Raw genomic sequence first — 15,860 nt, 5'->3', positions numbered from 1 at the left:
AAAATCCATTACGCCAGGAGTGCGATTATGATGTCCAAGTCATCCTCTCATTTGAAATCATGCTGCGCAGTATCAAGAAATCTGGTGGCTCCTAAGACGGAAACCCGTGTTGGCGCAGAACATAGCACGGTCTTCAATCCGGCCCGAATGGCGGTGATTCCGGCCGGGGAATATTTACTCGGCTCCTCGTTTGCCGAGAGCTCGGAAGAGGACGGGGAGACGGTACGCCGCCAGGTGAAGCTCGACTCTTTTTACATAGACCGGTTTGCGGTTACCAATGAGCAGTTTGCATCTTTCATCGCGGAAACGGGATATATCACCGATGCCGAGCAATACGGATGGTCGTTTGTTTTCCATTTATTCGCAGATTCCGTTCCAAGAGAGGAGATCATCGGTGTGCCGGAGAGCACACCGTGGTGGTTTGGTGTCCAGGGAGCCCAGTGGAGACATCCCGAAGGTGGGAACTCCACGATTACAGACCGGCTTAACCATCCGGTCGTACACATGTCATGGAATGATGCGAATGCCTATGCCAAGTGGGCGGGCAAGCGTCTGCCTACGGAAGCCGAATGGGAATATGCCGCCTCAGGCGGAATACCGGACATTAGGTATCCTTGGGGAAATGAATTGCATCAAGGCGAGAAGCATCACTGCAATATTTGGCAGGGCGAGTTCCCGGAGATCAACTCCGCCGAAGACGGGTTCCGGGGCACCGCCCCGGTTGACAGCTATGAGCCGAATGAATTCGGGCTTTATAATATGGCGGGAAATGTATGGGAGTGGAGCGCGGATACGTTCGTCGCAAACCGGAATGTGCAGGACCAGGACCCCTCCTTAACGGACCATTCCGTGAAATTGATCAAAGGAGGGTCCTACCTGTGCCACAGTTCTTATTGCAGCCGGTACCGGATTTCCGCACGGACCTTTAATACGGCGGACAGCTCTACGGGACATATGGGATTCCGCTGCGCGGCGGATCCTTCGTAACCCAAACTCCGTAAGAATGCACATAAGCTTATGAGAGTTGGACATTGGGCGGCCTTGCGCTTTTGGCTAATCTGGAGAAGTACAGAGCAAAAGCGTAAAGGAGAGGAACGGATCATGCCGAAAATCGCAGACAAATACTTGCAGGTCAATCCCTGGAAAGTCGTGGAGGAAGGGTTTGACCCGGTGCGCAACCGGGTTTCCGAGTCGATTTTTTCGCTGGGAAATGAATATATGGGGGTCAGGGGCTATCCGGAAGAAGGGTACGGCGGAGATAGCCTGCTGGGAAGTTATTTCAACGGGCTGTTTGAAGAGAGCAAGGTTGCAGCCCACTATAAAGGGATTATCAAATCGCTGCGCTTCATGGTGAATGCGGTGGATTGGCTGTATACCCGGATTACGATGGATGGAGAGACATTGGATCTGGCCGGAAGCCGGTTCTCCGATTTCCGCAGAGAGCTGGATTTCAAAAGCGGAATCTATACCCGGGAGCTGGTTTGGCATTTGCGCAACGGAAAAGACATAAAGCTCCGGTTCGAGCGGTTTGTCAGTATGACTGTCTCCAACCTGGGCTGTCAGCGGATCGTATTCGAACCGCTGAATTTCTCCGGCACGGTACAGGTCCGTACAGGTCTGGATTTTTCCGTCCAGCATGAGGATCAGGGCCGGGGCTACTGGGGGACGTTGAAACGGCAGGAAACCGGCGGAATGTCCGGTATTTTGGCCCAAACCGTGAATACGAAGAACCGGCTGTTCTCCGCCTTCCGGCTGGAAGCTTCCGACTTGCTGGACAGCTCGCCCGTAGAAAGCGATTGTTTTATCGGCCGGAACATCACGCTCAAGCTGGAGCAAAGGAAAAGCACGACGCTCGATAAGCTGGCTGTGAATTATGCGGAAAAAGACCTCTCTCTGGATCACGAATCCGTTTGGCAAAAAGGGATTGAACTTGCCGGGCAATATGCCGGCATAGGTTATGACAAGGCTGCCGAGCAGCAGCTGGCGTATTGGACAAGAGTCTGGAAATCCTCGGACATTGTGATCGAAGGAGATCCGGAAAATCAGCAGGGGATCCGGTTTTGCATTTTTCAGATGTATCAGACTTACCACGGCGATAACCCGGGCTTCAATATCGGGGCCAAAGGGCTGACCGGCGAAGCTTACCGGGGTCTGGCGTTCTGGGATACGGAGTCGTATTGCCTGCCGTTTTATATTTTTAACAATCCGAAGGCAGCCAAAAGCCTGCTGGAGTTCCGTTATAAATCACTGCCTTATGCCCTGCAGCGGGCTAAGGAGCTGGACTGCGAAGGGGCGTTCTATCCGATCGCCACGATCGACGGGACGGAGAGCTGCGATCTGTGGCAGCACTCGAACCTGCAATTGCATGTAGGGACCGCCGTCGCTTACGGCATCCGCCACTACGTCAACATAACGGGTGATACCGGGTTTTTATACGATAAGGGCATGGAAATGCTGATTCAGATCAGCCGCTTTTACGCGACCCGTGGGCAGTTCGGGCAGAAGACCGGGGAATACGGGTATTTCGGTGTCATGGGACCGGATGAATTCCAGCTCATGGTCAATAACAACTGCTACATCAACCTGATGGCGAAAAAAATGTTCGAATATACGCTCGATGTGATCCGGCAAATGCGAGACGAGGAGACGGCCGCTTTTGAGGCGCTTGCGGAGCGGCTCGGATTGACGGAGCAGGAGATGGCCGACTGGAAGCACAAGGCCGAAACGATGAAAATTCCGCAGGACCGGGAAAGCGGCGTTTATGAAGAGCATGACGGCTTTTTCGATATGCCCCATCTGGATATCCGCGCTATTCCGGTGACGGAATTTCCGCTGTATTCTCATTGGTCCTATGATCGATTATACCGGTACGACATGATCAAACAGCCGGATGTGCTGATGTTCATGTTCCTGTACAGCGGGCAGTTCACGCTTGAAGAGAAGCGTGCCAACTACGATTACTACGAGCCGAGATGCATCCATGAATCGTCGCTGTCGCCTTCGATTCATTCGATCATCGCCGCCGAGATCGGCCGGCCGGAGGAAGCCTACAAGTTCTTCGAGTTTGCTACGCGGCTCGACCTGGACAATTATAACCGGAATACCCGGGAAGGGCTGCATACGACGTCGATTGCCGCAGCCTGGATGAACATTGTATACGGCTTTGGCGGCATGCGTTCGGATGGAGAGAAGCTGGTGTTTAATCCGAGCATCCCTGAGCGTTGGGAGCATTACAGCTTCCCGATTACGTTCCAGGGTACGAAACTGGCCGTTGAAGTGAACAAGGAATACGCGACCTTCCGGGCCGAGTCGGGCGAACCCGTGGATATTTCCCTCTATGGCCAAACCTATCGGGTAGGCTCCGAAGGCATCAAGGTTTCTTTGGACCAGGTGAAAATAGGATGACCGGGGCTATGGATTGGATCATACGCGAACAGGGCTTTGATAAAGAACGCATAGCCGCGAACGGCAATAAATTCATGATCGGCAACGGGTACATGGGATACCGCGGGACGATGGAGGAATTCACCCGGGAGGAGCTGACGGCCACGACGCTGGCCGGATTATATGACCGGGTGGATGGGAAATGGCGCGAACCTGTGAACGCGCCGAACGGGATGTTTACCCGGCTCGAGTGGGAAGGGACGCCTCTCGGCGTCCTGACTGGCGGAGCCGGGGCCGGGGCTGGGGTGGAGCTGCTGGAGCACGAGCAGCAGCTCGATATCCGGCGAGCGGTGCATCGCCGCCGGACGGTGTTTCGCGTTCCCGGCGGCGGCGCGGAGGAACGCCGGGTCACGCTGACAGCGGAGCGGTTCTGCAGCGCGGAGCGGTTGAATTTGCTCGCCGCCAAATTGACGGTGCAATCCAGCGCGGACGGTGAGCTGGTGATCCGGACCGGGATCGACGGCGAGGTGTGGGACATTAACGGCCCGCATCTCGAAGGGTTAGCCGGGCGCGAAGCCGAAGGCAGCTTGCTGCTTGCAGGAATGACGCGGGAGCTAAAAGTGCCTGTAGCTGTCGCGGAAACGGCAACCTTCGATGTGGGTGAGCAAGCGGTGACGACAGACTCCGATTCGCCGATCCGGGAAATCCGGATCCCATGCCGCGCGGGCGAAACGTATACGATCTATAAATACGCAGCGGTGTTTACCGGCCTGGACGGTAGGGGAGATGCCGGCGAAGCTGCGCTTCGGCTGAGCCGCGAAGCAGCCGGGCTCGGGTACGAATCGCTGCTGAAGGAGCACGCGGCGAAATGGGAAGAGAAATGGAGCCGCGCCGATGTGGTGATTGAAGGCGACGAAGAGGCTCAGTTGGCTCTGCGTTACAGCCTGTATCAGCTGCTGATCATCGCTCCGGAGCATTCGGAGAAGCTGTCGATCCCGGCCCGCGGACTGTCGGGTCAGGTGTACAAAGGAGCCGTGTTCTGGGATACGGAAATGTTCATGCTTCCGTTCTTTCTGTACACGCAGCCGGAAACGGCCCGTAATCTGATGATGTACCGGATTCATACGCTGGACGGGGCGAGAAGAAAAGCGGCGGAATATGGTTATGAAGGCGCGTTTTATGCTTGGGAGAGCCAGGAGACCGGCGATGACGCTTGCACGCTGTTCAACGTGAACGATGTGTTTACCGGGCGGCCGATGCGCACCTATTTCCGCGACAAGCAGGTGCACATCAGCGCGGATGTGGCCTACGGGATCTGGCAGTATTACAGCTTTACCGGTGACGACAGCATCCTGTTGAACGGCGGAGCGGAAACGGTATGGGAGTGCGCAAAATTCTTTTACTCCTATGCCTATTTCAATCCGGTCAAGCAGCGCTACGAAATTCTCGATGTTACCGGACCGGACGAATACCATGAGCGGGTGAACAACAATGCATTTACGAATGCCCTGGTCAAAAGAGCCCTATACATTGCTTTGGAAGCTACAGATTTTCTTCAGGCGAACGACCCGGAGCAATATGAAGCGCTTGTTAAAGGAAGCGCGATTCAGCCGGAACAGGTCCGTGATCTGCATGATCGCCTGTATGTGCCGCAGCCGGACGCCAAGACCAAGCTGATCGAGCAGTTCGACAGATACTATACTCTTGAAGACGTACCGTTACCGGAGCTGAAATCGAGAGTGTTGAACAAGAACGAATATTGGGGCGGGGGCAACGGCCTGGCGACGACCACGCAAATCCTGAAACAGGCCGATGTGGTGCTGATGCTGCATCTGTTCCAGAACCAATACGACCGGGAAACGAAGAAGGCGAACTGGGAGTATTACGAACCACGCACCGAGCACGGATCAAGCCTTAGCTCCTGTATCTATGCTCTGGTGGCCGCGGATATCGGTTCGTCGGAATGGGCATATCCTTACTTCCTGCGAACGGCAACCATTGATCTTACCGGGGATTCCAAGCAATACGTCGGGGATTTGTATATCGGCGGCACGCATCCCGCGGCCAATGGCGGGGCATGGATGGCGGCGGTGCTTGGCTTCGCCGGGATCTCTTTCAATGGAAATACAGTGAGCATTAAACCATCGATGCCGCACAAATGGCAGGCGGTGGAGCTCCCGCTGATCCTGAGAGGTCAATCCTTCAAGGTTCGGGTCATGCCGACCGGCGTTGTCGTAGAAGCCGGAGCGGATAACAACGAGGCGGTAGCGTTCAAGCTCGGTACTCATGAAGTTCAGGTAGCACCTGGCGAGACGGCTCAAGCCGATCTGTAAAAATAGAATCAAGCAAGGAGAGAACATCATGCTGGAAACGATGAAAGGCGCGATCTTCGATTTGGACGGAGTGATCGTGGATACGGCGAAATACCACTACCTGGCTTGGCGCTCGCTGGCGAAGCGGCTCGGGTTTGAATTCACCGAGGAAGACAACGAACGGCTTAAAGGGGTGAGCCGGATGGAATCGCTGCAAATCTTGCTGGAAGTCGGCGGGGTCGAAGCGAACGAAGCGGAGCGGCTCGAGATGGCCGACGCCAAGAACAAGGAGTATGTGGACTATATTTCCCGGCTGGAGCCTTCGGAGATTTTGCCGGGAGCGAGGGAGTATTTACTGCAACTGAGAAGCAGGGGAGTTAAGGTTGCCCTCGGCTCGGCGAGCAAAAATGCGGAGTTTATTCTAAACCGGCTCGGGATTGCGGAGCTGTTCGATGCGGTCATCGACGGAACGAAAGTGTCCGAGGCAAAGCCGGACCCCGAGGTGTTCCTGGCGGCCAGCGCCGCGCTGGGATTGGAGCCGTCGGAATGCGTCGTATTCGAGGACGCGGCGGCCGGAGTGCAGGCGGGGAAAGCGGCCGGCAGCAAGGTGGTCGGCATCGGAAGTGCGGATATTTTGGCGAAAGCCGATCGCGTGATTAACGGCCTGTACGAACTGGCTGAAATTCATTAGAACCCGAATAGGAATACAATAGAATTTGGAATTATGGCCCTGGTATAGCCCAGGGTCTTTTTTCATGTCACCGCGATTTATTTTTTACTGGCAAGCCGCCTAAAATCCATTACACTAGGGAGGAAACGGCACACGGAGCGAAGTTGGATCGGAGAAACGCTCATGATGTACGTAGAAACGCACATGCTTGCGTGATTTTAATCTTGCTACACTTAAAGGGTCAGGGGGCAAAACCGTTGAAACCTAAACTCACCAATCCGCTCAATAAAATGAACGTGAAGCAGCAGTTATTACTGCTATTTCTCGTGATCATCATCCCGTTGTTTGTGTTGAATTCCTATGGCAATTACCGGGCCGGGCAAATATTGAAACGGCATGTCACGAATGCCTATATCGAGCTCAGCAAACAAAATTTCCGGCTTATCAACCGTGACATCGAAGCGGTAAACAAGGTCACGTCCACCGTGTTCCAGAATTCGCAGGTGCAGCAATTGAATTCAGTTTCCAGCGAAGAAACGGTGCTGGAAAGGGTGAAAAAGTACGAAAAGCTGGAGGGCCTGTTAAACAATTATTCGCAGGAAACGGATGAGCGCGAGCCGCTGTATTATTCACTTTATGTCTATGACCCGGAGAGCACCTATTTTTTCGCGCCGTTTTATCCGGGACCTCGAAAATCGGGGGTGTACTTTTTCGGGGACGAGGAAAAACCGGAATGGTTCGATGAAGCGGTGGAGAAGAAAGGGGAGGGCTACCTCAGACTGCTCGAACATTTGTCATTGCCTACCAAAGGACAGGGAAGCCAGAAGACACTCGCTTACGTCCGGGCGATCAACAATATCTACAAGAACGGGACGATCGGGGTGCTGGTCGTGACCAATCTGGACGGACGGATCGGCGAATCCCTGCAAACCGTGTCCTTGCCGGAAGGGGAGCTGTATTTTACGGATTATGACAACCGGATTTTGACCGCCAGAACAAAGGAGCACAGCGCAGTGCTGGAATTGCCGCCCGAAGCAGACATGGGCGATTCCGCTATCGGCGTGAAGGATATTATCACCGACAAGTTTATTTATGTCATTAATTATAATCGCTTTATGAAGCAAAAGCTGGTTTACAAGGTGCCGGTGCAAGCTTTGCTGCAGCAGCAGAATGAGATCAAGCAGGTCATCCAGCTGATTTCGATCGTTTTCTTTGCCGGCAGCCTGATCTTCATGCTCTATTTTTGGCGCTCGCTCATGATGCCGATTCAGAAGCTGGTTTATTTCGTCAGGCGGTATGAACCCGGAAACGTAGTGCCGGAAACGCCGCGTCGAAACAACAAAAATGATGAGATTGGCGTACTGATGTCCACGACGTATGACATGGCTCGCCGTCTGAACGATCTGATTCATTACAAATACACCATGGATCTGAAGCAGAAGGAGTCGCAGCTGCAAATCCTTTATCAGCAAATCAATCCCCATCTGCTGTACAACACGTTGGAGAGTATTTACTGGAAAAGCTCTATGGAGGGGAACAACGCCTCGGCGGAGATGATCAAGGAGTTGTCCAAGCTGATGAAAATCAGCCTTAGCCGGGGAAGGGAACTGATTACGCTGGAGGAAGAACTGGAGCATGCATCGGCTTATATCAAGCTTCAGCAGCACCGGTACGACTATCAATTCAAAGTATCGATCAGCATTCCCGAGGACTTGTTTCCGGTTGTCATTCCCAAGATTTCGCTTCAGCCCTTGATTGAGAACGGGATTATCCACGGGGTGAAGCATATGGGCGAGGACGGTGAAATCGCGATCAGAGCCTACGGAGACGAGGAAAATATTTATCTGCATATCGAAGACAACGGATATAAGCAAGTCGATTATGACAAAATCAATCAACTGCTGGAGGAGGAAAGCCCGAATCCGGCTTTCGGATATGGCATTCGCAATATCCATCAGCGTATTCTCCTGCATTTTGGACCGGGATACGGTCTGACCTATGCGGAGCGCCAAGGAGGCGGGACGATGGTGACACTACATCTCCCGAGAACGATTCTGTCGCAAGAATAATCAGCCAGGGGGAATCTAACATGTACAACATTTTGGTCGTTGACGACGAACCGTTGATTTGCAAAGGGCTAGCGGGACTATTAACCTCGTCCGGACTAAGCATTAGAGCGATTTACACCGCCTATAGCGGACATGAGGCGCTGGACTATGTCCGTATGGAAGAGATCGATTTGCTCGTCACGGATATCCAGATGGGCGAGATGAACGGCATCGAGCTGATGCACCAAGCGAAAATGATCAAGCCCTGGGTGCAAACGATCATTATTTCCGCGCACGAGACTTTTCAATACGCGCAAATGGCACTCCGGCTAGGAGCCCGAGACTATTTGATCAAGCCGCTGGGCAGCGAGCAATTTCTCGATTCTGTCCGCAACGCGCTGCTTAAGATGGATAAACCGGTGCCGCAAATCGATGATTTTTTGTTGCAGGATACCGAGCATTTCCACATGGAAGAGCTTCACCCGGAACAAAATGAACGGTTAAAAGCATTGCTGGCAACTGCTTCTCCTGGTGGAGAAGATGCCGCGGAGCGGGAACTGGAGTCGGAATTGGGAGTTCGCGGTCCTTATTTTTCGGTCATCAAATTGAGCCTGGATCATCGTAAAACGAGCGGGACAGAACAAGAGTCCAAGTATAACGATAGAGATGCCAAGCTATTTCGTTACGCGGCTTTGAATGTCGCCAAAGAACTGCTCTACAAGGAGTGGAACGCGCTTGCCTGTTATTTCTCCGATTGGGATATCAGGATCCTGCTGCAATGGGATGAAGCGGAGTACGCCGAGCTGGACATGAATAAAATCAACCAGCTTGAAATGATCGGACGGAGCTTGCATTACCATGTGAAGAAGTATCTTGGAATCGATGCCACGGTCGGGATCAGCCAGATTTTGAAGGGCGTGAAGTTTTTAAGCGTACTGAGCAGCCAGAGTGATAAAGCGGTCCTTTGGGGCGGGGAACAGGGAGACTATCACGTCTTTTATTACGGCGATTTCAACTGGACCAACCATGCTCAGGATCCATCCGCTGAAGAATTGACCTCGCAGAACAACCGGATCGTTCAGAGCGCCAAACAATATATCGAAGCGAATTACAACCAGAAAGGCCTGACCATTCATGACGTGGCCAAGAAAAACCATGTGAGCCCCAACTATCTCAGCTACCTTTTCAAAAAAAACACCGGCTACAATTTATGGGAGTATGTGATCAAGCTGAGAATGGAAGAGAGCAAATCCCTGATTCTCAATACGGATCTGCGCCGTTATGAGATCGCCGAGCAAGTCGGTTATGAATCGCCGGAACATTTCAGCAAAATATTCAAAAAATATTTTGGCGTCAGCCCCAGCGAATTGAAGAAGTAGTAACAGCTATACTTCACATAGTATTACACATGTTCTAACTCCTCTCTATTTTCTAAAATGAAAGCTGGACACTAAAGAGGAATGAGGGAGACTCATGGAACAATCGGTGATTTCACCAGGCAACAGGGTAACGGGGCCAGAGAAAGAGACCCAAAAGCTCAAACGGACGTCAAATTGGAAGAAGTATATGTGGGGCTATCTTTTTCTCGTTCCGGCTATCGTCATTTTTATTATTTTTTTATGGGTTCCGATCATCAAAGGAATGGTCTACAGCTTTTACAACATCGATTTCGTAAAAGGCAATACGTTTGTCGGATTCGATAACTACGTCAAGATTTTTAATAATCCGGACCTGTGGCTCTCTGTAAAGAACACGTTATATTTTATGTTCCTTACGCTCGTCATGGGGTTCTGGGTGCCGATCGCGGCGGCCATCGCCATTTCGGAGCTGAAGTTCTTTCAAGGCTTCGCCCGGATCGCGGCCTATTTGCCTTTCGTCGTTCCGGGGGTCGTTCTGTATGGCATGTGGAGATGGATGTATGATCCGGTAGGACCGATCAATGCCCTGCTCGGGTGGTTCGGAGCTGATCCGGTGTCTTTTATTTCCGACGGACGCTTCTCGATGATATCCATTGTTTTCATGGAAACGTGGCAGCAATTCGGATCTGCGATGCTGATCTATCTGGCCGGCGTCCTCAGTATCCCGAGAGATTGGTATGAAGCGGCTGAAATCGACGGGGCGGGGGTTTGGAGCCGGATCAAATATATTACGCTTCCTTCTATGCGCAGCTTGATCATGCTGATGCTCATTTTGCAAATTATCGGTACATCTCAAGCCTATCAATCCCAGTTGGCCTTGCTGGATGGCGGTCCGAACAAAGCTACGCTGACCTATGCGTTATTTACGGTGAAAAACGCATTTACCCAGCTCGATTATGGAGCCGGTACAGCGCTTGGTGTGCTTATGTTTGTGGTCTTGGGCATTCTCGGCATCATTCAATTCAAGCTCAACAGGGAGGAATATTAAGATGGAGAGAGGTATACTGTCGCCTTCGGACTTGCAGAAGCCCGTCAACAAGATACTCTATGCCTTCATGGTTTTATGTATTGCCGTCATGGCCTTTACGATGCTGTACCCGATTGCAATGACCATGTTTAACGGTCTGAAGAGTAATCCTGAAATCAACACCTTCCCGCCGAAGTTCTTTCCGACGAAATGGCATTGGGAGAATTTCTCCAAGGGCTGGAACTATATTCCCTTGCTGGTATATCTGAAAAATACAATGTTCATTTTTCTCGGTAATCTCGTGATGACCATTATGGTACTCGGACTGGCTTCGTTCAGTATTTCGCGAATTCGCGTTCCTTACAGCCGGGCCGTATATTTCTTCATTTTGCTGACGTTGTTTATTCCGGCGACAAGCTATATGATTCCGAACTTCGTAAACCTGAAGGAACTGGGATTGCTTAATTCATATTGGGCCTTCTGGCTGCCGGCCGGAGCGAATGCGTACTTTTTCTTATTGATGAAAAATTTCTTCGACGGGATTCACCCGGAGATTTTTGAAGCGGCCCGGATCGACGGAGCGTCGGAGCTTACCAGCTATTTAAGAATTGCCATCCCGCTGTCGATTCCGATTTTCGCGACGTTATCCATCTTTATTTTCTCCACGGCTTGGAACGATTGGTTCTGGCCTTCGCTCGTCATGCAAACGGAAGATAAGTACACGCTGGCAACCGCCATTTATAAATACGTGATCAACGCCCGAAATTTGGACAGCAGCATCAAGTTTTCAATTCTGTTTATGGTCATGGTGCCGCCGATCTTCGTATTCCTGGCCTTCCAGAAGTTTATTGTGCGCAGTGTCAGCCTGACGGCAGTCAAGGGATAGCGTTTACATTTAGCGTAGTGCTGCGCATGATCGTCATATGAATGCACATCGTCGGTTACTGTTTTCTCTTCTAAGATAGAAATGTAACTAAATGAGGATTAAAGCCTCGATAACATTTATGAAAAGGGGAGTTTGAATGCGCAAGTTCTCAGCATTATTGATGTGCCTCATGCTGTTCGGTTCGCTGCTTGCAGCGTGCGGCGGAGGCGGAGGCAACAAGAACGCGGAAAGTCAGACCAATAACGGAGGGGCAGCTCCGGGTAACTCGAACGGAGGCAACGCGGCTCAGACGGAAGAACCGGCTGACGATATTACGCAAAGAAAAGTAACGCTTAAAATCCACTATCCGTTGCCGGACGAGACTACGCTTCGCGCTCAAGAAGACGATAAGATCGCCCGGTTCCAAGCTAAGTATCCAAACGTGACGATCGTAAAGGATGACTGGCAATACAGCGTCAATGAGATCGGTGTGAAAATGGCGTCCAATGAAGCGCCGACTTTCTATAACACCTGGGCGACCGAAGCGCAATTGCTCGTGGAGCGCGGTTGGGTAGCGGATATTACGGAACTGTGGAACGGCTGGGAGTACAAGGATGACATTAATCCGGTTCTCCAAAATCAGTTCATCGTAGACGGCAAAGTATACGGTATTACTCAAAATGGTTATGTTACGTCCACCGTTGTGAACAAGAAGCTCCTGGAAGCGAAGAACCTCGAAATCCCGGCTCTCGACTGGACTTGGGACGATATGTATAACGTAGCTAAAGGGGCGGCAGATCCGAAAAAAGGTATCTCCGGAATTGCTCCAATGGGTAAAGGAAATGAAGCGGGCTGGAACTGGACGAATTTCCTGTTTGAAGCCGGCGGGGATATCGAAACCAATACAGACGGCAAAGTAACGGCCGTGTTCAATTCCGAAGCGGGCGTCAAGGCGCTTGATTTCTATAAGAAGCTGAGATGGGAAGCCAATGCGATTCCGCAAGACTGGGCGCTGGGCTGGGGCGACGCTATTAGCTCGTTCCAACAAGGCCGGACGGCTATGGTGATCGCCGGAGCGTTTGACGTAGTTCAAGCCGCATTGAATGAAGGCGGCATGAAGCCTGAAGATGTTATCGTTTATCCGATGCCGGCTGCGGAAAAAGGCGGCAAGCATTACGGGATTTTGGGCGGTAACTACCTTGTAATCAATCCGAACGCAACGAAAGATGAACAGGAAATGGCTTTCCGTTACATCACGTTCGACTACTTTACCGATGATGCGCTGAAATCTGTCGAAGACACAATTCAAGCGCGTAAGGCGGAAGGCAAATATTATATTCCGACTCCGCTCGAATACTTTAGCGAAGATTCGGAGTATGCAACGAAGATCCAAGCGATTTATGATAAGTACGACAATGTATTCAAATATGATCCAAACCTCTTCGGCTTGCTCGAGGGCAAACCTGAAGCCCAATTCGGAACACAGGACTTCTATGCGACGATGTCCAATGTAGTACAGGAGTCCTTCTCCAAGAAAGGTACGGATTCCAAGAAACAGCTGGATGTAGCGGCGCAGTATGTACAAGAGAACTTCTTTGATAAAATCCAAGCCCAATAAGTAATTCCATAATAAAAGGCTGCCCGCGTATTTTTGCTACGTCGGGCAGCCTTTTTAAGTGCACTTATTTTGAACTGATCTCTTTAAAGGACGCCTCCGCCGCTTCCAGCGTGAAGTCGATGTCCGCTTCCGTGTGCGCCGTCGTCAGGAACCAGGCTTCATACTTGGATGGAGCCAGATTGACGCCGCGGTTCAGCATGGCTCGGAAGAACGCGGCAAAGGCTTCACCGTCGGTATCCTGCGCCTCGTCGTAATTCGCGACCGGATGGTCGCAGAAGTGGGTGGAGAAGGAACCGCGAATCCGGTTAATCGTGAGCGGCACGCCATGGCGCCGGGCGGAATCGGCCAGGCCGTCCGTCAGCTTGATAGTCAGGCGCTCCATTTCCTCGTAGACGCCCGCTCCCTGAAGCACCTCCAGGCAAGCGATGCCGGCGGAGATGGATGCGGGATTGCCCGCCATGGTCCCGGCTTGATAGGCCGGACCGAGCGGAGCGACCTGCTCCATGACTTCCTTGCTGCCGCCATAAGCCCCGATCGGCAGCCCGCCGCCGATAATTTTGCCGAGCGCGGTCAGATCCGGCCTAATCAGATCATGATTGGCAAGTCCGGCATAAGTCTGTGTCGATCCATAATGGAAACGGAAGGCTGTAATGACCTCGTCGTAAATAACTAGGGCGCCGTAATACCGTGTAAGGCGGCAAACTTCCTCGAGGAAGCCCGGCTCAGGCATGACCATACCGAAGTTGCCGACGATGGGCTCGACCATGACGGCGGCTACATCGTCGCCCCATTGCTCAAGAGCATCTCCCAGCGCATCCGCATCGTTGAACGGTACCGTAATTACCTCTTGGGCAATGCTTGTCGGAATGCCTGCGCTATCCGGAATGCCGAGCGTGGACGGCCCGGAACCTGCGGCGACCAGCACCAAGTCGGAGTGGCCGTGATAGCATCCGGCAAATTTAATGATTTTGTTGCGTTTCGTATAGGCGCGGGCCACCCGGATCGTCGTCATGACCGCTTCCGTACCGGAGTTGACGAAGCGGACCTTGTCCATCGACGGGATCGCTTCTTTCAGCATGAAAGCCAGCTTGATCTCCAGCTCGGTCGGCGTGCCGTACAGAGTACCGTTGGCGGCCGCTTCCTGGATCGCTTTGGTGACATGAGGATGGGCATGCCCCGTAATGATCGGCCCGTAGGCGGCGAGATAATCGACGTAACGGTTCCCGTCAACGTCCCAGAAGTGTGCACCTTGTGCCTTTTTCATAAAGACGGGCGCCCCGCCCCCGACCGCCTTGAATGAGCGGGAGGGGCTGTTGACGCCGCCGACAATGTGTTTCAATGCTTCTTCGTACAGAAGCTCCGATTGCTTTCGGTTCATAAAGTAAAACTCCTTTCAGTGCGAAACTCTTTTCATAATAGGTTCAGCTTCCAAGCCGGAACTTAAGGCCCGGTGGAAGTAGTCTGCCCGCTATCGCTGTTTCCCGAATCCGAAGGAGTGGTGTTTCCGTTTCCGTCGATGGAGGTGTCCGCTTCGCTGTCTGTCGTTCCGGTTCCATTGAATACTTCCTGCACGAAGTCTTTGAGCTGATCCTCGCTTCGTACGCCCAGTACATCCGAGCCTCCCACCTTCTTCTCCACGAGCAGATCCATTGGAGGAATCTGTTCGCTGGAGCCCATTTCACTGGAGTAGCCTACCGTGGCCAACTTCCACATATCTTCAACGGACAGGTTGGTATCGATGTACGGATTGACCTTATCCAGAATCGACGGAAGCTTCATGATGGAAGTAGTCGATTTCATTTTATCAGCAACGGCCTTCAGGAAATTCCGCTGCCGCTCTGTCCGCGTAAAGTCGGACAAGGCGTCATGCCGGAAACGCACATACTGCAGTGCTGTATTCCCGTCCAGGTGCTGCTGGCCCTTCTTCAGATCGATATCATATTCATGATTATCCGCTTTGCTGGTATAGTGCATATCTTTTTCGACGTAAAAATCAACGCCCCCAACAGCATCCACCAGTTCGATGAATCCCTGGAAGTCGGTATATACATAATATTGGATAGGAATGCCCAGCAGATCGGATACCGCCTTCATCGCCGTATTCGGGCCATGCGTTATCGCGCTGTTAATTCGGTCCGATCCATGATCCGGAATTTTCGTGTAAGTATCGCGCATAATGGAGAATAAATTCACCTTTTTGGCGACCGGATCAAGCGAGGCTACAAGCATCGTATCGGAACGGGGAATCTCGCCCTTTTTCAAGCCGCGGGCATCGACGCCCATCAACAGGATGTTGACGCGCTCGGTTCCTTCCCATTTCGGAGGTTCCGGTACCTTGGTTTCGGTAGGTTTAACATTATAAAAAGGAGAATCCTCGCCGGTTTTCTGGAAGTCGTCAACCTGATTGTAAATGGCGATGAAATAGTAAGCCACGAGAGCGGCTACGACGACCAGTACTCCGACTGCGGACCAGATGATCGCTCTTTTAGTGCGTTTTGTCATTTTGTTCGTCCTTTCAGAGAAAAACGAATGAATTCGCTTCGAAAATGGATGTCTTCATATCATTACATTATAATTT

General features: G+C 52.0%; 11 protein-coding genes. 9 read left to right on the top strand and 2 right to left on the bottom strand.

Annotation, left to right across the window (positions count from 1 at the left end):
* The first annotated feature begins 30 nt into the window (after positions 1-30).
* The 9 genes from NYE70_RS22830 to NYE70_RS22790 all read left to right on the top strand — a co-directional run bounded on the left by NYE70_RS22830 (position 31) and on the right by NYE70_RS22790 (position 13,282).
* Positions 31-987 carry a formylglycine-generating enzyme family protein gene (locus tag NYE70_RS22830; RefSeq protein ID WP_445323888.1) on the top strand — a complete coding sequence of 319 codons (957 nt, stop codon included), beginning with the start codon at positions 31-33 and terminating at the stop codon, positions 985-987.
* A gap of 114 nt (positions 988-1,101) precedes the next feature.
* On the top strand, positions 1,102-3,405 hold the full coding sequence (locus NYE70_RS22825) for a glycoside hydrolase family 65 protein (protein WP_341048380.1): 2,304 nt from the start codon (positions 1,102-1,104) through the stop codon (positions 3,403-3,405).
* An 8-nt stretch (positions 3,406-3,413) separates the two neighbouring features.
* Positions 3,414-5,717 (top strand): glycoside hydrolase family 65 protein, encoded by a 2,304-nt coding sequence (locus NYE70_RS22820; protein WP_341048378.1) that lies wholly within the window; start codon positions 3,414-3,416, stop codon positions 5,715-5,717.
* 28 nt (positions 5,718-5,745) lie between these two features.
* Positions 5,746-6,387 carry a beta-phosphoglucomutase gene (gene pgmB, locus NYE70_RS22815; RefSeq protein WP_341048377.1) on the top strand — a complete coding sequence of 214 codons (642 nt, stop codon included), beginning with the start codon at positions 5,746-5,748 and terminating at the stop codon, positions 6,385-6,387.
* A gap of 236 nt (positions 6,388-6,623) precedes the next feature.
* The gene (locus NYE70_RS22810) at positions 6,624-8,435 is read left to right on the top strand and encodes a sensor histidine kinase (protein ID WP_341048376.1); all 1,812 of its coding nucleotides are present in this window, start codon (positions 6,624-6,626) and stop codon (positions 8,433-8,435) included.
* A gap of 20 nt (positions 8,436-8,455) precedes the next feature.
* Positions 8,456-9,793, top strand: coding sequence for a response regulator transcription factor (locus tag NYE70_RS22805; protein WP_341048374.1), 1,338 nt, complete (start codon positions 8,456-8,458; stop codon positions 9,791-9,793).
* Between the two features lie 94 nt (positions 9,794-9,887).
* A complete protein-coding gene (locus NYE70_RS22800) occupies positions 9,888-10,820 on the top strand; it encodes a carbohydrate ABC transporter permease (RefSeq protein ID WP_341048372.1) in 933 nt (310 codons plus the stop codon).
* Between the two features lies 1 nt (position 10,821).
* Positions 10,822-11,685 (top strand): carbohydrate ABC transporter permease, encoded by an 864-nt coding sequence (locus NYE70_RS22795; RefSeq protein WP_341048371.1) that lies wholly within the window; start codon positions 10,822-10,824, stop codon positions 11,683-11,685.
* A gap of 136 nt (positions 11,686-11,821) precedes the next feature.
* Positions 11,822-13,282 carry an ABC transporter substrate-binding protein gene (locus NYE70_RS22790; protein WP_341048370.1) on the top strand — a complete coding sequence of 487 codons (1,461 nt, stop codon included), beginning with the start codon at positions 11,822-11,824 and terminating at the stop codon, positions 13,280-13,282.
* A gap of 64 nt (positions 13,283-13,346) precedes the next feature.
* On the opposite strand, the gene NYE70_RS22785 is transcribed toward NYE70_RS22790, so the two are convergent.
* Both NYE70_RS22785 and NYE70_RS22780 read right to left on the bottom strand, forming a co-directional pair.
* Entirely contained in the window at positions 13,347-14,660 is a 1,314-nt protein-coding gene (locus NYE70_RS22785; RefSeq protein WP_341048368.1) for a glutamate-1-semialdehyde 2,1-aminomutase, read from the bottom strand.
* Positions 14,661-14,722: 62 nt separating this feature from the next.
* Positions 14,723-15,784: an LCP family protein gene (locus NYE70_RS22780; protein ID WP_341048367.1), complete on the bottom strand. Its 1,062-nt coding sequence runs from the start codon at positions 15,782-15,784 to the stop codon at positions 14,723-14,725.
* Positions 15,785-15,860 lie beyond the last annotated feature (76 nt).

It is taken from the genome of Paenibacillus sp. FSL R5-0407 (genome assembly GCF_038009185.1).
In the GTDB taxonomy this organism is placed as follows: Bacteria; Bacillota; Bacilli; order Paenibacillales; family Paenibacillaceae; genus Fontibacillus; species Fontibacillus vini.
The sequence above is the reverse complement of the archived record's forward strand: the minus strand, read 5'-3'. Positions and strand labels throughout refer to the sequence as shown.

Bases quoted from the DNA above. Each gene is read 5' to 3' on its own strand.
- NYE70_RS22825 (WP_341048380.1), top strand. From the start codon at position 1,102: ATGCCGAAAATCGCAGACAAATACTTGCAGGTCAATCCCTGGAAAGTC.
- NYE70_RS22800 (WP_341048372.1), top strand. From the start codon at position 9,888: ATGGAACAATCGGTGATTTCACCAGGCAACAGGGTAACGGGGCCAGAG.
- NYE70_RS22785 (WP_341048368.1), bottom strand. From the start codon at position 14,660: ATGAACCGAAAGCAATCGGAGCTTCTGTACGAAGAAGCATTGAAACAC.
- NYE70_RS22780 (WP_341048367.1), bottom strand. From the start codon at position 15,784: ATGACAAAACGCACTAAAAGAGCGATCATCTGGTCCGCAGTCGGAGTA.
- NYE70_RS22830 (WP_445323888.1), top strand. From the start codon at position 31: ATGTCCAAGTCATCCTCTCATTTGAAATCATGCTGCGCAGTATCAAGA.
- NYE70_RS22795 (WP_341048371.1), top strand. From the start codon at position 10,822: ATGGAGAGAGGTATACTGTCGCCTTCGGACTTGCAGAAGCCCGTCAAC.
- NYE70_RS22805 (WP_341048374.1), top strand. From the start codon at position 8,456: ATGTACAACATTTTGGTCGTTGACGACGAACCGTTGATTTGCAAAGGG.
- pgmB (WP_341048377.1), top strand. From the start codon at position 5,746: ATGCTGGAAACGATGAAAGGCGCGATCTTCGATTTGGACGGAGTGATC.
- NYE70_RS22790 (WP_341048370.1), top strand. From the start codon at position 11,822: ATGCGCAAGTTCTCAGCATTATTGATGTGCCTCATGCTGTTCGGTTCG.
- NYE70_RS22820 (WP_341048378.1), top strand. From the start codon at position 3,414: ATGGATTGGATCATACGCGAACAGGGCTTTGATAAAGAACGCATAGCC.